Annotated in this window: 16 protein-coding genes; 5 read left to right on the top strand and 11 right to left on the bottom strand. The window is 63.6% G+C overall.

Going from position 1 to position 18,716, the window contains the following annotated elements; all coding sequences use genetic code 11:
* Positions 1-55 precede the first annotated feature (55 nt).
* The 7 genes from JOY50_RS09310 to pilM form a co-directional block, all read right to left on the bottom strand.
* On the bottom strand, positions 56-1,660 hold the full coding sequence (locus JOY50_RS09310) for an SPOR domain-containing protein (RefSeq protein WP_132844972.1): 1,605 nt from the start codon (positions 1,658-1,660) through the stop codon (positions 56-58).
* Positions 1,661-1,675: 15 nt separating this feature from the next.
* Positions 1,676-2,773, bottom strand: a complete 1,098-nt coding sequence (gene aroB, locus JOY50_RS09305) for a 3-dehydroquinate synthase (RefSeq protein ID WP_026034531.1) — start codon at positions 2,771-2,773, stop codon at positions 1,676-1,678.
* Between the two features lie 97 nt (positions 2,774-2,870).
* Positions 2,871-3,389 carry a shikimate kinase AroK gene (gene aroK / locus JOY50_RS09300; RefSeq protein ID WP_132844970.1) on the bottom strand — a complete coding sequence of 173 codons (519 nt, stop codon included), beginning with the start codon at positions 3,387-3,389 and terminating at the stop codon, positions 2,871-2,873.
* A gap of 4 nt (positions 3,390-3,393) precedes the next feature.
* The gene (locus tag JOY50_RS09295; RefSeq protein WP_132844968.1) at positions 3,394-4,662 is read right to left on the bottom strand and encodes a type IV pilus secretin PilQ; all 1,269 of its coding nucleotides are present in this window, start codon (positions 4,660-4,662) and stop codon (positions 3,394-3,396) included.
* Positions 4,586-5,602, bottom strand: coding sequence for a pilus assembly protein PilP (locus JOY50_RS09290; RefSeq protein ID WP_243055126.1), 1,017 nt, complete (start codon positions 5,600-5,602; stop codon positions 4,586-4,588). Before JOY50_RS09290 ends, JOY50_RS09295 begins: the two co-directional genes overlap by 77 nt.
* Positions 5,599-6,135, bottom strand: coding sequence for a PilN domain-containing protein (locus JOY50_RS09285; protein WP_132844963.1), 537 nt, complete (start codon positions 6,133-6,135; stop codon positions 5,599-5,601). Before JOY50_RS09285 ends, JOY50_RS09290 begins: the two co-directional genes overlap by 4 nt.
* Positions 6,132-7,013 (bottom strand): type IV pilus biogenesis protein PilM, encoded by an 882-nt coding sequence (gene pilM / locus JOY50_RS09280; protein ID WP_132844961.1) that lies wholly within the window; start codon positions 7,011-7,013, stop codon positions 6,132-6,134. Before pilM ends, JOY50_RS09285 begins: the two co-directional genes overlap by 4 nt.
* Before the next feature lie 194 nt (positions 7,014-7,207).
* On the opposite strand from pilM, the gene JOY50_RS09275 reads away from it, so the two are divergent.
* Positions 7,208-9,658, top strand: coding sequence for a penicillin-binding protein 1A (locus tag JOY50_RS09275; protein WP_405045978.1), 2,451 nt, complete (start codon positions 7,208-7,210; stop codon positions 9,656-9,658).
* A 223-nt stretch (positions 9,659-9,881) separates the two neighbouring features.
* On the opposite strand, the gene JOY50_RS09270 is transcribed toward JOY50_RS09275, so the two are convergent.
* From JOY50_RS09270 to rpmE, 3 genes are all read right to left on the bottom strand, one after another.
* Positions 9,882-11,150 (bottom strand): malic enzyme-like NAD(P)-binding protein, encoded by a 1,269-nt coding sequence (locus JOY50_RS09270; RefSeq protein ID WP_132844957.1) that lies wholly within the window; start codon positions 11,148-11,150, stop codon positions 9,882-9,884.
* Between the two features lie 178 nt (positions 11,151-11,328).
* Complete coding sequence (locus JOY50_RS09265) at positions 11,329-12,150, bottom strand: thermonuclease family protein (protein WP_132844955.1); 822 nt, start codon at positions 12,148-12,150, stop codon at positions 11,329-11,331.
* Between the two features lie 2 nt (positions 12,151-12,152).
* Positions 12,153-12,368: a 50S ribosomal protein L31 gene (rpmE, locus tag JOY50_RS09260; protein WP_016489630.1), complete on the bottom strand. Its 216-nt coding sequence runs from the start codon at positions 12,366-12,368 to the stop codon at positions 12,153-12,155.
* A gap of 167 nt (positions 12,369-12,535) precedes the next feature.
* On the opposite strand from rpmE, the gene JOY50_RS09255 reads away from it, so the two are divergent.
* The 3 genes from JOY50_RS09255 to JOY50_RS09245 all read left to right on the top strand — a co-directional run bounded on the left by JOY50_RS09255 (position 12,536) and on the right by JOY50_RS09245 (position 17,312).
* Entirely contained in the window at positions 12,536-14,755 is a 2,220-nt protein-coding gene (locus tag JOY50_RS09255; RefSeq protein WP_132845014.1) for a primosomal protein N', read from the top strand.
* 120 nt (positions 14,756-14,875) lie between these two features.
* Positions 14,876-16,612, top strand: a complete 1,737-nt coding sequence (gene argS / locus JOY50_RS09250) for an arginine--tRNA ligase (RefSeq protein ID WP_138737814.1) — start codon at positions 14,876-14,878, stop codon at positions 16,610-16,612.
* 1 nt (position 16,613) lies between these two features.
* Positions 16,614-17,312 carry an SPOR domain-containing protein gene (locus tag JOY50_RS09245; protein WP_132844951.1) on the top strand — a complete coding sequence of 233 codons (699 nt, stop codon included), beginning with the start codon at positions 16,614-16,616 and terminating at the stop codon, positions 17,310-17,312.
* A 66-nt stretch (positions 17,313-17,378) separates the two neighbouring features.
* On the opposite strand, the gene JOY50_RS09240 is transcribed toward JOY50_RS09245, so the two are convergent.
* On the bottom strand, positions 17,379-17,795 hold the full coding sequence (locus tag JOY50_RS09240; RefSeq protein WP_016489634.1) for a TM2 domain-containing protein: 417 nt from the start codon (positions 17,793-17,795) through the stop codon (positions 17,379-17,381).
* Between the two features lie 166 nt (positions 17,796-17,961).
* Here JOY50_RS09240 and JOY50_RS09235 point away from each other — a divergent pair, with 166 nt between their 5' ends.
* Entirely contained in the window at positions 17,962-18,588 is a 627-nt protein-coding gene (locus JOY50_RS09235) for a C40 family peptidase (protein ID WP_132844948.1), read from the top strand.
* Positions 18,589-18,716 lie beyond the last annotated feature (128 nt).

The following is an 18,716-nucleotide window of genomic DNA, read 5'->3' as shown; positions in this document are numbered from 1 at the left end:
GAAAGTCAGTAATCGCTCAGCAACTGGGCGGCGGGGTGATGCCGCCCGGAAGGTATCAGCGGGCCGTGGCCAGCTCTTGTTGGACGCTGCCGACGGTTCGTGGCCAAGGTTTACCAGCCTGGACCTTCGCTGGCAAGTTCTTGATTGCCGCAACCGCTGCATCGCGGTTGGCGAAGCTGCCGTAGGTGACTACGTACAGCGGCTTGCCCTGCAGGTTTTTCTTGAAGTAGCGATAGTCGCCACCCTGGGCTTTCACGAACGCCTGGGCCGAAGCCTCGGAGCTGGTACCCAGGATTTGCACCACGTAATTGCCCGGTTTCTGCCCGGAGTACCAGCCGCTGTTGCCGCTGCCAGTGGCGGCGGGTTTCTCGGCAGGTTTGGCGGCAGGCTTGGCCACGGCGACCTGGGTTGGCGCAGGTGCAGGCTTGGCAGGTGCAACCGGCTTCGCAGGCTGGGTTGCAACAGGCTTCGGTGCAGGCGCAACCGGCTGCACCGGCGCAGTGGCCACAGGCTGTGCAGGCGCAGGCGCCGGGCCAGCCGGCACACCTTGCGGCGGCGCAATGGTGGTCACAGTCGGCGGCGGGTTGCCAGGCTGCAGGGCGGTGTCGCCCGCCGGGCTGCCTTCTTCACCCTCACCCATGCCAGCGGCCTGGGCCAGCGGCTCGCGCATTACAGGCTGGGACTGGCCAACCAGTGGCAGCGGCATCGGCTGGGACGAGCCGGAGAATTCGATGGCAGCCCCAGGCTTGCCTTCGCCAAGCGGCAGCTGAGCCTGGGCGGCCGGCGCTTCGGCGGGGGCCTTGTCGCCTTTCTTGGGCATCAACACCGCAGCCGCAACGGCGACCACGACCACAGCGGACAGCGCGAGCACATGTTTTTTAGGCATCTTGAACCCCATGGATGGTCGCTTGGCCGTCGAACGGCTGGCGATCATGGCTTCGATCAAAGTGTCACGGGCGACCTGGTTGATGTTGCCAGGCCAGCCGTCGGAGTGTTCATGGATATCGACGATCTGTTCACGGCTGAACACCTCGATGCCCCGGCCAGCCCCTTCCAGGCGCTGCTCCAGGTACTCGCGGGTTTCTTCTTCACTGTAGGGGGCAAGCTCGATGATGTGGAAGCGTTCTTCCTCGACATTGAGCTCGTCCAGCCCGGCAATCAGTGAAGGCTCACCGAACAGGAACACGTGCGGGCGCCCTTCCGGTACCCCCGCCGCCAACTCCAGCAACGCTTGGAGTGCCGACTCGTCGAGTTGTTCCGCATCGTCCACCAGCAAATACACTTCCTGCCCGGTCAGTGCCAGCTGCACCACCTTGGACAGGATCGCCTGAACCTCGGGCTGGGCCACGCCCAGATCCTGCGCGACCTGGGCGAGCATGCTGGAGGCATCGCTGGCACTGCGGGCAGATACCACCACGCTCTGCACAGCCTGCTTGTTGGTGCTGGCCACCAGGGCCTGGCGCAGCAGCGACTTGCCGCTGCCCAACGGGCCGCTGACCACCAGCATCAGCTGACTGTAGCGCGCCAGATGGTGCAGCTGGCCAAGCACGGGCTTGCGCTGGGCAGGGAAGAACTTGAAGCCGGGCACACGGGGCGCGAACGGATCGTGGCTCAACTGGTAATGGTCGAGAAAGGCCTCATCGGCATGCAAACTGGTCATTGCGCTGTCACAACCTCAAAGCTGGGCCACGATCGCGCGGTAATCCGCCGACAGCGTGGCCTGTAGAATCTCTTTCGGATAGTCGTCGGTCACAACGGCCTCGCCCATCTGGCGCAACAGCACCAGACGCAGGCGACCGTCGATCACTTTCTTGTCGACCGCCATGTGCTCCATGAAATGCGCCGGGGTCATTTCCTGTGGTGGCACCACCGGCAAACCTGCGTCCTGCAACAGGCGGATTCCGCGATCACGCTCGGCCTGGTCGATCCAGCCAAGGCGCATGGACATTTCCAGGGCCATCACCGTGCCCGCCGACACGGCTTCGCCGTGCAGCCACACGCCGTAGCCCATGTGGGTCTCGATGGCATGCCCGAAGGTATGCCCCAGGTTCAGGGTGGCCCGTACGCCGGACTCGCGCTCGTCGGCACCGACCACTGCGGCCTTGGCCGCGCACGAGCGGCGGATGGCCTCGGTCAGGGCTGCCGAGTCGAGGGCGCGCAGGGCTTGCATATTGTCTTCAAGCCAGCCCAGGAACGGCTTGTCGCAGATCAGGCCGTACTTGATCACTTCGGCCAGGCCCGCCGACAGCTCGCGCGCTGGCAGGGTCTTGAGGCTGGTGGTGTCGATCAGCACCGCATTGGGCTGATAGAAGGCACCCACCATGTTCTTGCCCAGCGGGTGGTTGATACCGGTCTTGCCGCCCACCGACGAGTCGACCTGGGAAAGCAGGGTGGTCGGCACCTGGATGAAGTCGACACCGCGCTGGTAGCAGGCGGCAGCGAAGCCGGCCATGTCACCGATCACGCCGCCGCCCAGGGCAACCACGGTCGTGCGACGATCATGGCGGGCTGTGAGCAGGCCATCGAAGATCAGCTGCAGGGTTTCCCAGTTCTTGTGGGCTTCGCCATCGGGCAATACCACCGGCAGCACCGAGTAGGCACCCAGGGTCTTGCTCAGGCGTTCGAGATACAGGGGCGCGACGGTCTCGTTGGAAACGATGGCGACCTGCCGGCCGGCAATGTGCGGCGCCAGCAGCTCGGGCTGGTCCAGCAGGCCTTCGCCAATGTAGATCGGGTAGCTGCGCTCGCCCAGGTCGACCTTAAGTGTCTGCATGTATCCCCACAATGTACTTGAGCGCGGCGCCGTTCGGGCAACCTGCGCGCTAACGTTGAACCTCGCCTCGGCGCTGGTGGCCGAGAATAGTCCCGGGCTAACGGGGCGGCAACTGCTGCAAGCGGTCGAGAATATCGATCACCACCATGCGTGGCGGCCGCTCGTCGGTTTCCACTACCACATCGGCGATCTCGCGGTAGAGCGGGTCGCGGGCTTCCAGCAAGGCGCGCAGGGTCGCCTCGGGGTTGGCGGTGCGCAGCAGCGGGCGATTGCGATCACGCGCAGTCCGGCCAACCTGCTGCTCCACCGAAGCATGCAGGTAGATAACCCGCCCACCCCGGCGCAATGCCTGGCGGTTGGCTTCACGCATCACCGCGCCACCGCCGGTCGCCAGGACAACGCCGTCGAGTTCGCACAGTTCGGCGATCATCGCCTGTTCGCGCTCACGGAAACCCGGCTCGCCTTCCTTGTCGAAAATCCACGGGATGTTGGCGCCGCATCGCAGTTCGATTTCCTTGTCGGAATCTTTGAACAGCAGGCGCAGCTCTTTGGCCAATAGGCGTCCTATGGTGCTTTTACCAGCGCCCATGGGCCCCACAAGTATCAAATTTCGCACAGAATCAACGACTCACAGCAATCGCCTGGTCACTCATGATACGCGGAGTCAGGAAGACCAGCAGCTCGGATTTTTTCTCTTGTAATGCATCGCGTCGAAACAGCCGCCCAACATACGGCAGATCGCCCAAAAATGGCACCTTGTCGACCACATTGTTTTGCGAAGTCGAGTACACGCCACCGATCACGATCGTTTCACCGTCCGCCACACGAACCTTGGCGTTGACCTCGTTCTTGCGGATCGGCGGGACGTTGTTCAAGGCATTGACGTAATCCGGCTCATCCTTGGTCACCCTGACCGCCATGATCACCTTGTTGTCCGGGGTAATTTGCGGGGTCACCTCCAGCGACAGCGAGGCTTCGCGAAAGGCGACCGAGGTGGCGCCGCTCTTACTGGTTTCCTGGTAAGGCACCTCGGTGCCTTTGAGGATCCTGGCCGTTTCCTTGTCGGCCGTGACCACCTTGGGCTGCGAGATGATTTCGCCGTTGCCGCTTTTTTCCATGGCACTGAGCTCCAGGTCGAGCAGCACGTCGCCGCGCAGAAGGCCCAGGCCGACGCTGCTGCCCGCCCGCTCTACCCCCAGGTCGATGAACAGTTCCTTGCCCGGCCGCAGGTTTTCACCGTACAGCGGCCCGCCCCAGCGCACCCCCAGGCTTTTTTCGTAATCGACGTTGGCCTCGACGATACGCGCCTCGATCGCCACCTGGCGCACCGGCACATCCAGCTGCGCAACCAGTTGCCGCAATTCAGCCAGGCGCTCGGCGGGCTGGTGCGCCACCAAGGTGTTGGTGCGCTCATCGACACCCAGGCTGCCACGAACGGCGAGGGTACTGTCATCCGCCAGGCTGGTCATCAACAGCTCAACCAGATCGGCAGCGTTGGCATGGTGGATCGGTATCAATTCACGGCGTAACGGCTGCAACTGCACCTCCGGCAACAGGCCCAGATGAGCATCGAACGACTGCGCGGCAAACGCTGCCGCAGGCGCCACCAGCAGCACATTGCCCTCCTGCTGCCGAGCAAGGCCCTTGCTGCGCAGCACCAGGTCAAGGGCCTGGTCCCAGGGCACGTCCTGCAACCGCAAGGTCACGCTGCCCTGCACGTCATCGCTGGCAACCAGGTTGACGCCCGCATAGTCGGCCAGCACCTGCAGCACCGAGCGCACTTCTACATCCTGGAAGTTCAATGACAGGGGCTCACCCTGATAAGGGGCCGCCGACGCCAGCGGGATCGGCAGCAGGGCTGCCAACACCCATTTCATCACGTTCTTCATACGGGTTCGGGGCCTCCTTGCCCAGGCGCTTTGCAAGGGTGATGAACGCCGTGCGCTCGTGCCATACCCCCGCCATGAATAGCCGTTCACGCACTTCGACCTGGTCTTGATCAATCCGCGCCACCACACCGTGGTTACGCCCCAAACGCTCACCTGCCCGCACGCGGTAGAGCCTGCCAGCCGCCATCAGCAGCGCCTCATGCACCGCCCCTCGCGACAGGCTGCCGACCATTTCCAGTTGTGCCAGCGGCACGCTGGCCAGCCCGGAGCCAGCCATTCGTGTCGTCCCTGGCGCAAAGGGGTCGACCACAGGGACTGGCGTGGCGGCCTTGGCCGGCATACGCGCGAGCGCATCGGGTGCCGGTACGGGCGCGGGGGCCTGAAAGGCATCGGCCCGCAGTTGCAGACGCAAAAGCCCGGGCTGCCCCTCGACTGCGGCCAGTGTCATGTCACCGCTGCGCAGCAGGCGTGCCTGGCCCAGCCAGTCGCCCAGCCACTGCCGCAAGTCCACGTAACGCCCCACCATCCGCACCTGCAACGGTATTTTTTGATAGCCTGCCTGCTGCTCGGCTTCCTGCACGTCGAACCGCTCGACCAGTAAGCCATGCGCATGCCCCGAAGCCGCCAGGCGGTCAAGCAGGTCACTCATGCCCTCCCCGGCGGCCAAGTGCCAGTGAGCCTCCAGCAACCGCCGCTCGGCAAAAGCCAAAGACGCCTGCAATAACTCCAGCTCGACCAGCTGTGCGGTACTGACTGCTTGCTGCTCGTTCAATGTGGCCTGCCTGGCCGCTTCGTGCGCCTGCTGCTGCAACGCCGCTGGCAGGCGAAACGCGCAACCCAGGCCGAACACCAGCCCGGCGACCAGCACTGGGGCGATAAGCCTGATGCTTCTGGAGCGCTCGGCTATCGCGCGCCAGGCAAGGACCGGCGCTGCATTCACGACCAGAACGCCGAAACGCGCGCAACCAGCAGAAACTCATCGCCACCCGGCAGGCTCCTGACCCGCTTGAGCGCCAGATCCACCAAAACACCCGACCGCTCCAGATCGCGCATGAACTGCGCAACCACGGCGCCAGACGTAGCCAGCCCGGTCATTTGCAAGTGGCCGTTTTCCAGGCTGAGGTCGAGTAGCTGGACGCCAAACGGCAGCGCGCCTTCGAGGCCAGCGAACACATCGCCCAGAACACCCTGCTGGGCGCGCAAGCCCTCCAGCGCAGCCGAACGGGCGATAAGTGCATCATGCTGGGCACGCACATCAGCCAGCGGCTGCAGTTGCTCGGCCAGCACCTCAAGGGCGGCCTGTTGCTGGGCATTGGCCAGCGCCTGCTGCTGCCCGCGCTGTCGGGCCATCTGGTCGACCAGCGTCACGGCGCACAGCGCTAGCAGTGCGCCGGCAATCAGCTGGGTGCGAAAGCGCCGCAGCGCCGCCTCGCGCTGCCGTTCACGCCAGGGCAGCAGGTTAAGCCGCATCATGGGCGCAACCCTCCAAGTGCCAGCGCGCACGCCAGGAGCATCGTGCCATCCACGTGTTCCAGCCCCTCCAGGCCAGGTAAATGCCGGCACGGCGTATTCAACTGGCGGCCAAGGTCTTGCAACCAGCCCGGCTCTACCGGTGAACCACTGGTAATCCACAGGCCTGCAGGCAAATGCTCATCCGCAAGCAGCGCTTGCAGGCGCTCCGAGAGCTGGCCCGTGGCCTTCAGCCCCTGCGTTTGCAGTTCACGACGCTGGTAGGGCCGGCCGGGCTGCCAGTCATAAAGCACTGCGCTGCGCGCTTCGACACGCAGTAGTGCCGAACCCTCAAGGCAGCCCTCGGGCAACATGCGGCACAAGGCAATGTTGTCGACCTCGATGGCCTCCAGTTGCAACCCGGCCTGCTCGACGATGGCATCAAGTGACGCCAACGCACTTTGCCGACACGCGGCCACCAGCACCTCGGCGCACCCCGGTTGCGTGCGGGATGCCCCCAAAACCTGAAAATCCAGGGCCAGGTCCTCCAATGGGAACGGAAACAGCCGCTCGGCATCGGCCAGCAATTGCGTCTCCAGTTCAACCCCGACCTGCTCCACCGGCAAATGACACCGCTTGCAGATGACCTGGCTAGCCGGTAACGCCAACGCTACCCGACGCTGCCTGAGGCCACTGCGCAGGTAGGCACGACGCAAGGCTGCCACCGCGGCGGCGGGCTCTGCGGCCCAATCGCTGCCAGCCGCGGATTCAAATGGCTCTTGTGCCGATGCAAGCACCCGGCAGCGCCGACTGCGCCGCTGAAGTTGCACAACACGAACAGCGTCAGGGGCGATTTCCACCCCCACGAGTGAACTGGCGTCCTTGCCAAAGCGTCCTAACATCGCGGCTTCCTTGCTGCCTGGTGCAGCGGCCTGTCGCAACCCCGCGTCAACACTGGGCCCGGCCTGCCCATCGAGGCGACGGGCAGCCTGGCCGGTAACCCGGAGAGGCGAAAAAATGCTTATAATGCCCAGCGTTTTCTGGTCCGCCGGACCTGCGTGCAACCCACTCCCAACCTGGACACCGAAAAGCCTTGATACGTCTGCTGAAGTTCTTCTGGTGGTCTTCCGTCGCAGTCATTTGCGCGCTCGTACTCGGTGTGAGCGGTGCGTTTCTGTATCTTAGCCCCAGCCTGCCCTCGGTCGAGTCCCTCAGAAGCATCCAGTTGCAGATCCCCCTCAGGGTGTACAGCAGCGACGGCAAGCTGATTGCCGAATTCGGCGAGATGCGTCGCTCGCCGATCCGCTTCGCGGAAATTCCGCCACAGTTCATTCAGGCGCTTCTGTCAGCCGAGGACGACAATTTCCTCAATCACTACGGTGTCGACCCCAGCAGCCTGATGCGCGCAGCGACCCAGTTGGTGAAAACCGGGCATATCCAGACCGGCGGCAGCACCATCACCATGCAGGTGGCGAAGAACTTCTTCCTCACCAGCGAACGCAGTTTCTCGCGCAAGACCAACGAGATTCTGCTGGCCCTGCAGATCGAACGTGAGCTGACCAAGGACGAAATCCTCGAGCTGTACGTGAACAAGATCTACCTGGGCAACCGCGCCTACGGCATCGATGCCGCCGCGCAGGTGTACTACGGCAAATCGATCCGCGATGTGAGCCTGGCGCAGATGGCGATGATCGCCGGCCTGCCCAAGGCACCGTCACGCTTCAACCCGCTGGCCAACCCGGTGCGCGCCAAGGAGCGCCGCGACTGGATCCTGGGCCGCATGTACAAGCTGGGCAAGATCGACCAGGCCAGCTACCAGGCTGCCCTGGCCGAGCCGCTCAATGCCAGTTACCACGTGCCGACGCCTGAGGTGAATGCGCCTTACATCGCCGAAATGGCCCGTGCCGAAATGGTCGGCCGCTACGGCAGCGAGGCCTATACCGAAGGCTTCCGCGTCACCACCACGGTGCCCAGCGACATGCAGGAAATGGCCAACACAGCCATCCTCAAAGGCCTGTCCGATTACGACGAACGCCACGGCTACCGTGGCCCGGAAGCACGCTTCCCTGGACGCACCCAGGCAGCCTGGCTGCAGGAACTGGGCAAGCAGCGCACCCTGGGTGGCCTGGAGCCAGCCATCGTCACCCATGTCGACAAAGCCGGCCTACAGGTACTGACCCGGGACGGCCAGCAAGCCGAAGTTGCCTGGGACACCATGAAGTGGGCGCGCCCGTTCATCAACAGTAACGCCCAGGGCCGCGCTCCACAGTCGCCGGCCGACGTGGCACAGGTCGGTGACCTGGTGCGCCTGCAGCGCCTGGAAGACGGCAAGTTCAAGTTCAGCCAGGTGCCCGGCGCGCAAAGTGCCCTGGTCACCCTCGACCCTTACAACGGCGCCATTCGTGCGCTGGTTGGCGGCTTCTCGTTCGAGCAAAGCAACTACAACCGCGCCATGCAGGCCAAGCGTCAGCCGGGCTCCAGCTTCAAGCCGTTCATCTACAGCGCTGCACTGGACAGCGGCTACACCGCCTCCACCCTGGTCAACGATGCGCCGATCGTGTTCGTCGACGAGTCCGTGGACAAAGTGTGGCGGCCGAAGAACGACACCAATACCTTCCTCGGCCCGATCCGCATGCGCGAAGCGCTGTACAAGTCGCGCAACCTGGTGTCGATCCGCTTGCTGCAGGCCATGGGTGTAGACCGCACCATCGACTACATCGCCAAGTTCGGCTTCAACAAGCAGGACCTGCCGCGCAACCTGTCGCTGGCCCTGGGCACCGCCACCCTGACCCCGATGGAAATCGCCACAGGCTGGAGCACCTTTGCCAACGGCGGCTACAAGGTCACCCCGTACCTGATCGACCGCATCGAAAGCCGCAGCGGCGAAACACTGTTCACCGCCAACCCGGCCCGCGTACCCCAGGGCGCCGAGGACCAGGCTGGCCTGGCTGCACCCGAACAGCCGATCAGCACTGCGGCCATGCCAGGTGAGGCGCCATCCGCCTTCAACCAGGTGGCCGCTGCTCCGCAAACACCGGCTGTGGCTGAACAGATCATCGACGGGCGCACCACCTACATCCTCACCAGCATGCTGCAGGACGTGATCAAGCGCGGTACTGGCCGACGGGCGCTGGCCCTGGGCCGCACCGACCTGGCGGGCAAGACCGGTACCACCAACGAGTCCAAGGACGCCTGGTTCTCCGGCTACAACGCCGATTACGTGACCACGGTATGGGTTGGTTTCGACCAGCCGGAAACCCTCGGCCGCCGCGAGTACGGCGGCACGGCGGCGCTGCCGATCTGGATGAGCTTCATGGGCGCGGCGCTCAAGGACAAGCCGGCGCATGCGCCAGCAGAACCGGAAGGCATCCTCAGCCTGCGCGTCGACCCGATCAGCGGCCGCGCTGCCTCCCCGAGCACGCCCAATGCCTTCTTCGAGCTGTTCAAGGCCGAAGATTCGCCACCCTCGGTGGATGAACTGGGTAATGGCGCCGCACCGGGCAGCCCGCTGCCGGCCGATGAAGCAGCGCCGATGGACCTGTTCTGATACCCGCCCGACCAACGCGGTCCCTGTAGGAGCGGCCTTGCGTCGCGAAAAGGGCCGCGCACAGCGGCCCCTGCAATTTCTGCTTGATGCATAGATCTGGGGGCGCTTCGCACCCCTTTCGCGACACAAGGCCGCTCCTACAGGGACCACGTTAATCGGGACAACGGCCAACAAAAAGCCCCGGCTCATGCGAGCCGGGGCTTTTTTGTGTCTACAGCGGCAATCAGCCGTTGAACACTTCATCCACGCTGGTCAGCGGGTAGTGCTTCGGATACGGCAGGGTAGCCACGCCGGATTCGATAGCGGCCTTGGCCACAGCGTCGGAAACGACAGTGATCAGGCGTGCGTCCAGCGGCTTCGGAATGATGTACTCACGACCGAACTCCAGGCCTTCGACACCGTAGGCTTCGCACACTTCTTTCGGCACTGGCAGCTTGGCCAGGTCTTTCAGGGCGATGGCGGCGGCGATCTTCATTTCTTCGTTGATACGCTTGGCACGAACGTCCAGGGCACCACGGAAGATGAACGGGAAGCCCAGTACGTTGTTGACCTGGTTCGGGTAGTCAGAACGACCGGTGGCCATGATCACGTCGCTGCGGGTGGCGTGGGCCAGCTCTGGCGCGATTTCCGGGTCCGGGTTCGAGCAGGCGAACACGATCGGGTTGGCAGCCATCGACTTCAGGCCTTCCGGGCTCAGCAGGTTCGGGCCGGACAGGCCAACGAACACATCGGCACCGTCGAGGGCGTCAGCCAGGGTGCGCTTGTCGGTAGCGTGGGCGAACTGGGCCTTGTACTGGTTCAGGTCGTCACGGCCAGCGTGGATGACACCGCTGCGGTCGATCATGTAGATGTTTTCGACCTTGCCACCCATGCTCACCAGCAACTTCATGCAGGAGATGGCGGCAGCGCCGGCACCCAGGCAGACGATCTTGGCGTCTTCGAGTTTTTTGCCAGCGATTTCCAGGGCGTTGATCATGCCGGCCGCGGTTACGATTGCGGTGCCGTGCTGGTCATCGTGGAACACTGGAATGTCGCACTGCTCGATCAGGGTACGCTCGATTTCGAAGCACTCAGGTGCCTTGATGTCTTCGAGGTTGATGCCACCGAAGGTGATCGAGATACGGCGGACGGTGTCGATGAACGCTTGCGGGCTTTCCGATTCGACTTCGATGTCGAACACGTCAATACCAGCGAAACGCTTGAACAGAACACCCTTGCCCTCCATGACCGGCTTGGAAGCCAGTGGGCCGAGGTCACCCAGACCGAGGATGGCGGTGCCATCGGAAATCACCGCAACCAGGTTGCCTTTGCCGGTGTATTTGTAAGCCAGCTCTGGATCACGGCCGATTTCACGCACGGGCTCAGCAACACCTGGGCTGTAGGCCAGGGCGAGGTCACGGGCGGTGGCAGTGGGCTTGGAGAGTTCGACGCTCAGTTTCCCCGGACGAGGTTGAGCGTGGTATTCGAGAGCGGCGGTTTTCAGGTCTGACATGGTGGGCATTCCGCTATTTACTGTTCTGACGGACCGCCGAGGATACGCAAAGAGCCGGGGAGTCACAAGACTGGTCGGTCACTTGTGTCAAGGCCTTTAGCCTACGACTTTACGCTATAACCCACGGGGGCATACGGCTCACAGTGTGTACAATCTAATAGCGAAATGTCTACATCTTTTAGCCTGAAAAACGCTCCAACATGCTCGGATCGGTCAATGGCAACACCCAGCGTCGCTGCCCAGGCTTCAAGCCGCCCTTGCGGGAACGGTCCAGCACCCAGCCTCGCGCCTCGACCTGGCGTCCCTTGAGGTTATCGAAGAAGCTGGCGGGGAAGTTGCGTTGCAGACGAGCGGGAACCTGCAGCACCACAGCGTCGTCCAAGGTGAGCCAGACCCCGCCACGGTTGCGCTCGATACCCGTGATGCCGCCACCGATCACAGCGAAACCCGACTGCCTGACATCACCTGCTGGCACCACGGGCGAGCGCCGCCACACACCAACGCCGCCCTTGCGCGCCGCTTGCTCGGCAACCTGCTGGCAGCCGCTGAGGCTTACATTGGGGGCGATAGCCACGCGGTAGCCTAGCCCCTCGCTGAGCAGCCGAGCTTCCAGATTGTCTCCACCAAGGCCGTAGATATGCGCCAGGGTGCGGCCGTATTTGTCTTTTCCCTCAACGCCTGGCACCAGCCCGACGCGCCCGTCACTGGCGTTGACCAGCGCTTGAAGGCGCCGCCTGGCGGCCTCGGCATAGGGTTCGCTAGTACGCCCCTTGCGGCCGATTTCCGGGGCATTGATACCGATCAGGCGCACGCTGCGGCCATCGACCAGGCGCAAGGTGTCGCCATCGACCACTTGGCGCACCAGCACTTGCTGGGGCTGCTGCGGCAGCGGGCAGAACGCCAGGGCAGGGAAATGCCAGATGACGCCCATGAAAAAAGCGCCCACAAGGGGCGCTTTTTTGAGCAGCAATGCGAAACCCGAGGGGTTCGCCATGTGCATGATTACTTCTTGGCACCGAACATGCCGAAGCGATCGGCGAACTTCTGTACGCGACCACCGGTGTCCAGGACTTTCTGCTTACCGGTGTAGAACGGGTGGCACAGGTTGCAAACGTCGATCGACAGGGTGTTGCCCAGGGTCGAACGGCTTTCGAACTTGTTGCCGCAGCTGCAGGTGACTGCAACTACTTCATAGTTCGGGTGGATACCTTCTTTCATGGTCGCTTCCTCGAGCTGCGTGCCGCCATCCAACACCAATTGTTGAATACCGCACGTAATTAGGCGGCAAATAATACCAGAGCGCTGCGCTAGTGCAAGTTGTCGCTTGCACCGACCGTCGTCTGCTAGGCTCGCCAGTCTTTGATACGCCCTCCGAGACCTTCCGCGTGCCCGACGTCATCCTGCGCCTTGCCCTGCCCTCCCCGCTGCGTCGCCTGTTCGACTACAAGGCACCCGCGAGCATGGCCCGCCAGGCCTTGAGCCCAGGCATGCGCATACGCGTGCCCTTCGGCCGCCGCGAAATGATCGGCGTGCTGGTGGAGGTATGCGCAGAGAGCGAGGTGCCCGCCGACAAGCTCAAGCCTGCCAGCGCCCTGCTCGACCCGGTGTCACCGGTGCCGCCATCGCTGTTCAAGCTGTGCCTGTGGACCGCCCAGTACTACCAGCACAGCCTGGGCGACACCCTGAGCTGGGCCCTGCCGACGCTGTTGCGCCAGGGCGAACCTGCCGAGATGCGCCAGGAGCGCTTCTGGCACGTCGCCCCCGGCGCCCGCCTGGAAGACCCGCGCATCGCCCGCGCGCCGCGCCAGCGCGACGCCCTCAAGACCCTGGCCCAGCACCCGCACGGCGTGGCCCACAGCCTGCTGGCCAAGCTCAACCTGAACAAGGACAGCCTCGACCTGCTGCTGGCCAAGGAACTGGTACAGATTGAAGTTCGCCGGCACCTGCCGGCGCTACGCCACGAACACTGGCTGGCGCAGCCGGAATTGCCGCTGAACGAGGAGCAACGCGACGCCTTTGACGCGGTGCGCGAAGGTTTTGGGGGCTTTGGTGCGTTCCTGCTGGCCGGCGTCACCGGCAGCGGCAAGACCGAGGTCTACCTGCAGCTGATTCGTGAAACCCTCGAAGCCGGGAAGCAGGCGCTGGTGCTGATTCCGGAGATCAACCTGGGCCCGCAGACCCTGGCGCGCTTCGAGCAACGCTTCAACGCCCGCATCGCCCTGTTGCATTCGGCAGTGAGCGACCGTGAGCGCCTGGACGCCTGGCTGGCTGCCCGGGACGGCGAGGCCGACATCATCATCGGCACCCGCTCGGCATTGTTCACGCCGATGAAAAACCCCGGCCTGATCATCATCGACGAAGAGCACGACGGCTCCTATAAACAGCAGGAAGGGCTGCGCTACCACGCCCGCGACCTGGCACTGGTGCGCGCCCACCAGGAGAACATCCCGATCCTGCTAGGTTCTGCCACGCCGTCGCTGGAGACCCTGCACAACGCCCTTACCGGCCGCTACCGCCTGCTGCGCATGAACCAGCGCGCTGGTGGAGCCCGCCCGCCGCGCATGCTGCGCCTGGATGTAAAGAGCCTGCCACTGGACAGCGGCATCAGCGGCCCGCTGCAACAAGCCATCCGCCAGACCCTGGAGGCAGGCCAGCAAGTGCTGGTATTCCTCAACCGTCGCGGCTTCGCCCCGACCCTGCTGTGCCACGACTGTGGCTGGCTGTCCGAGTGCCCACGCTGTGATGCTCGCATGACCGTGCACCAGCGCTCGGCCGTGCTGCGCTGCCACCATTGCGGCTATGACGAACGCCTGCCGCACCAGTGCCCGAAGTGCAACCACGTTGACCTGCGCCCGGTCGGCGCGGGTACCGAGCGCGCCGAAGAGCGCCTGAAAGTGCTGTTTCCGGACTACCCGATCCTGCGGGTGGACCGCGACAGCACGGCGCGCAAGGACGCCATGCACAACCTGTTCAGTACCATTCAACGGGGCCAGCCGAGCATCCTTGTCGGTACGCAGATGCTTGCCAAAGGGCACCACTTCCCGCGGGTGACCCTGGTGGCCATCCTCGATGCCGATGGCGGGCTGTTCTCGGGCGATTTCCGCGCCGGCGAGCGCATGGCGCAGCTGATCGTACAGGTGGCCGGGCGGGCCGGGCGGGCCGAAGAGCCAGGCAAGGTGATCATCCAGACCCACCTGGCCGACCACCCGCTGCTGGTGCAGCTTACCGAGCAGGGCTACTTCGCCTTTGCCGAACAGGCCCTGGATGAACGCCGCGCCGCCGGGCTGCCGCCTTACTCCCACCTGGCCTTGCTGCGTGCCGAAGCACACAAGCCCGGGCAAGCTGAAAGTTTTCTCGACGAAGCCTGCGCCGCCGCCGAGCGCCTGGTGGCCGAACAGCGCCTGCCGGGCATCGAACTGCTGGGCCCGGTGCCGGCGCCCATGGAGCGCCGCGCCGGGCGCTTCCGCGCGCAACTGTTGATACAGGCCAATACCCGGGCGCCTTTGCATCGACTGATCAGTGCCTGGTTGCTAGTGTTGGAGCAGATGCCCAGCGGGCGCCAGGTACGCTGGTCGCTGGACGTCGACCCGGTCGACCTGTACTGACGTCTGGCGCTGCTTTGCAGCCCCAAAGGTTGGCAACCCGCTCCCGGCAACGGATAATGCCCAGTTTTTCCACCTGCGCATCCAGGCGCTCACCGCGCTTGCGGTCGAAAAGAGATCCCCATGAAAGACACCATTCGCCAGCTGGTCCAGCAAGCCCTCACCCAACTCGTCACCGACGGTGTGCTGCCTGAAGGGCTGTCGCCGGCGATCCAGGTGGAAAACGCCCGGGACAAGACCCACGGCGACTTCGCCAGCAACATCGCCATGATGCTGGCCAAGCAGGCTGGCATGAAGCCACGCGACCTGGCAGAAAAACTGATCGCCGCCCTGCCGGCCAGCGCCGACATCAGCAAGGTGGAAATCGCCGGCCCCGGCTTCCTCAACTTCTTCCAGAACACCGAAGCCCTGGCCAACCGCCTGGATGCTGCCCTGGCCGATGACCATCTGGGCGTGCGCAAGGCCGGCCCGCGCGAAAAGGTCGTCATCGACATGTCGGCGCCGAACCTGGCCAAAGAGATGCACGTCGGCCACCTGCGCTCGACCATCATCGGTGACAGCGTCGCACGCGTGCTGGAATTCTTGGGTGACAACGTCATCCGCCAGAACCACGTCGGCGACTGGGGTACCCAGTTCGGCATGCTGATGGCCTACCTGCAGGAAAACCCGATCACCAGTGACGAGCTGTCAGACCTGGAAAACTTCTACCGGGCGGCGAAGAAACGCTTCGACGAATCCGAAGAGTTCGCCACGCGCGCCCGTGGCCTGGTGGTCAAGCTGCAGGCCGGCGACCCTGAGTGCCTGGCCCTGTGGACCCGCTTCAAGGACATCTCGCTGTCGCACTGCCAGAAGACCTACGAGCTGCTCAACGTCAAACTGACCATGGCCGATGTGATGGGCGAAAGCGCCTACAACGACGACCTGGCCAACGTGGTAGCTGACCTCAAGGCCAAGGGCCTGCTGGTCGAGGACCAAGGCGCCCAGTGCGTATTCCTCGAGGAATTCAAAAACAGCGAAGGCGAACCCCTGCCGGTGATCGTGCAAAAAGCCGACGGCGGCTACCTGTACGCCACCACCGACCTGGCCGCCGTGCGCTACCGCAGCAACGTGCTCAACGCTGACCGCGCCCTGTACTTCGTCGACCAGCGCCAGGCCCTGCACTTCAACCAGGTATTCGAAGTGGCACGCCGTGCAGGTTTTGTCGGCCACCCGATGCAGATGGAGCACATGGGCTTCGGCACCATGAACGGCGCCGACGGCCGCCCGTTCAAGACCCGCGACGGCGGCACCGTCAAGCTGATCGACCTGCTCACCGAGGCCAAGGAGCGCGCCTACGCGCTGGTCAAGGAAAAGAACCCGACCCTGGCCGACGAAGACCTGCGACACATCGGCGAAGTGGTGGGCATTGGCGCGGTGAAATACGCCGACCTGTCCAAGCACCGCACCAGCGACTACAGCTTCAACTTCGAGCTGATGCTCAACTTCGAAGGCAACACCGCCCCGTACCTGCTGTACGCCTACACCCGCGTAGCCGGCGTATTCCGCAAGCTGGGCAAAAGCTTTGACGAAGTCGACGGCAAGATCGTGTTGCAGGCCGCCCATGAGCAGGACCTGGCTGCCCGCCTGGCGCAGTTTGGCGAAACCCTCAATAGCGTCGCCGAAAAAGGCACGCCGCACGTGCTGTGCAGCTACCTGTACGACCTGGCCGGCCTGTTCTCCAGCTTCTACGAGAACTGCCCGATCCTCGCCGCCGAAACCCCGGAGCAACAGCAGAGCCGCCTGCGCCTGACCGCCCTGACCGGCCGCACCCTCAAACAAGGTCTGGAACTGCTCGGCCTGGAAACCCTGGAGCGCATGTAAGTTGGCTGCCAAGAAAAAACCCGCCCCCAAACGCGGCGCCAGCCGCCAGACGGCGCCGGCCAAACAGCCGATCCCTGGTTGGGTATGGATGGCCGTCGGCCTCACCGTCGGCGCGTTCATCGTGTTCCTGATGAAACTCGAGCCGGGGGGCGATGACATCAAGCGCGCCAAGCCCGAGCAGCAGAAGCCGGAGAAAGTGGCCGAAGCCAGCAAGCCTGCGCAGGCCACCCCACAGCAGCCGGTGAAGCCGAAGTACGACTTCTATACCCTGCTGCCGGAGTCCGAGGTGATCGTGCCGCCGGAGGCCGTGCCCGAGAAGACGCCGCCGGTACCCGCCCAGCCGGTGACCCCGGTGACGCCGGCAGAAGCTGCAAAAATCGACACCGCGCGTGCCCAGGCGGCGTTGCTGGGCCAGACCCCGCCACCGCCGCCGCCGGTGATCAAGCCGGCAGCGACCACCCAGTACTTCCTGCAGGCTGGCTCGTTCCGTAAGCAGGCCGATGCCGACAAGGTCCGCGCGCAGATCATCCTGCTGGGCCAGTCGGTGAAGGTGGAGTCGGGTACGGTCAAGGACGAGACCTGGTACCGCGTACTGGTCGGGCCGTTCAGCAACCGTGAGCAACTGACCGGGGCGCAGAAGCAACTGGCCGGGGCTGGGTTCAGCAACCTGCTGCTGCAACAACGGCAGACCCGGCAGTAACCCAGCAACAAAAAAGGCCTTGCCGCTTCGGTGCGACAAGGCCTTTTTCATTACCCGCGAAGCATATCAACGCAAGGCGTTGCGCTCGGACACCTGGCTGTTCAACGTCCAGAAGTCATACAGCACCCCCACCAGGAACAAGCCGCCGGTAAAGAAGTAGATGATCGCGGTGATCCACTTGCCCTGATACAGCCGATGCAGGCCAAACACCCCAAGGAAGGTCAGCAGAACCCAGGCGATGTTGTAGTCGATACGGCCGGACTGGAACCTCAGATCGGCTTCACGGTCCATGGACGGGATCAGAAACAGGTCGATCAGCCAACCGATGCCCAGCAGGCCGAAGGTAAAGAACCAGAGGGTCCCGGTAATCGGCTTGCCGTAATAGAAACGATGCGACCCGGTGAAGCCAAAAATCCACAGCAGGTAGCCAATGGTCTTGCTGTGCGTGTCGTGAAAGGGCGCCCCCTGTTGATAACTGTTCATGCATAGCCCTCGAGGGTTATCCGAAAATTTTCTAAAAAAAAATGTGACTTTCTCGTCTCAGGCCGACGTACGGCAGCATGGCAATCGACCAACGGATCAAATATTGATCAAAAAGCTGTTATAAAGTTGCGCGCCCAACACATAACTATTCATAAGAGCTTCATCTATGCCGCCTTTATTCAAGACATGGCTGACCCTCTGTCTATTATTGCCCCTGGCCGCCCACGCCACCAATCGTGAGCAACGTCTTCCCAATGGCTTCACCGGCTATACCACCAATGCCTCGGTGAAACACGCGCCGGTCAAGCAGACCGCTCTGCGCGCGCGCCCAGCCAATGCCGCCAGCAACCGCGGCTTGCCAGTCGCTGCCATGTCGCCGAAGCAGAGCAGCGATGTGCTTAGCCGTGCGGTGAATGTGCTCGGTACCCCTTATGTTTGGGGTGGCAGCAGCCCGAAAAAAGGCTTTGACTGCAGCGGGCTGGTGAAATACGCCTTCAACGATGTCGCAGACGTCGACCTGCCGCGTACCTCCAATGCCATGGCCCAGGGCCACGGCGTCAAGGTAGCCAAGGGGGACCTGAAGCCTGGTGACCTGATCTTCTTCAACATCAAGAGCCGCCGGGTAAACCATGTTGCCATCTACCTGGGCAACGACCGCTTCATCCACGCACCACGGCGTGGCAAGCGGGTGAGCATCGACAACCTGAGCAAGCCCTACTGGCAGAAACACTACGTAGTGGCCAAGCGGGTACTGCCGAAGGAACAGCAGCAACTGAACCTGGCCAAACGCTAATCCCGGCTCAGCCTGTACCGGCCCTATCGCCGGCAAGCCAGCTCCCACAGGGATCGCGCAAGCTTTGGACTGTGAGCAAGGCAATAGCTCCCTCAGGTAGGGCACAGCCCTGATGGGCAGTGATGTAC

The organism is Pseudomonas sp. BP01, assembly GCF_022760795.1.
In the GTDB taxonomy this organism is placed as follows: Bacteria; Pseudomonadota; Gammaproteobacteria; order Pseudomonadales; family Pseudomonadaceae; genus Aquipseudomonas; species Aquipseudomonas putida_Q.
This window is presented reverse-complemented; position numbering and strand designations above follow the sequence as displayed.

Excerpts from the sequence above, each read along its gene's own strand:
- JOY50_RS09310 (WP_132844972.1), bottom strand. The coding sequence starts at position 1,660 with ATGACCAGTTTGCATGCCGATGAGGCCTTTCTCGACCATTACCAGTTG.
- aroB (WP_026034531.1), bottom strand. The coding sequence starts at position 2,773 with ATGCAGACACTTAAGGTCGACCTGGGCGAGCGCAGCTACCCGATCTAC.
- JOY50_RS09295 (WP_132844968.1), bottom strand. The coding sequence starts at position 4,662 with ATGAAGAACGTGATGAAATGGGTGTTGGCAGCCCTGCTGCCGATCCCG.
- JOY50_RS09285 (WP_132844963.1), bottom strand. The coding sequence starts at position 6,135 with ATGATGCGGCTTAACCTGCTGCCCTGGCGTGAACGGCAGCGCGAGGCG.
- pilM (WP_132844961.1), bottom strand. The coding sequence starts at position 7,013 with ATGTTAGGACGCTTTGGCAAGGACGCCAGTTCACTCGTGGGGGTGGAA.
- JOY50_RS09270 (WP_132844957.1), bottom strand. The coding sequence starts at position 11,150 with ATGTCAGACCTGAAAACCGCCGCTCTCGAATACCACGCTCAACCTCGT.
- JOY50_RS09265 (WP_132844955.1), bottom strand. The coding sequence starts at position 12,150 with ATGCACATGGCGAACCCCTCGGGTTTCGCATTGCTGCTCAAAAAAGCG.
- rpmE (WP_016489630.1), bottom strand. The coding sequence starts at position 12,368 with ATGAAAGAAGGTATCCACCCGAACTATGAAGTAGTTGCAGTCACCTGC.
- argS (WP_138737814.1), top strand. The coding sequence starts at position 14,876 with ATGAAAGACACCATTCGCCAGCTGGTCCAGCAAGCCCTCACCCAACTC.
- JOY50_RS09240 (WP_016489634.1), bottom strand. The coding sequence starts at position 17,795 with ATGAACAGTTATCAACAGGGGGCGCCCTTTCACGACACGCACAGCAAG.
- JOY50_RS09235 (WP_132844948.1), top strand. The coding sequence starts at position 17,962 with ATGCCGCCTTTATTCAAGACATGGCTGACCCTCTGTCTATTATTGCCC.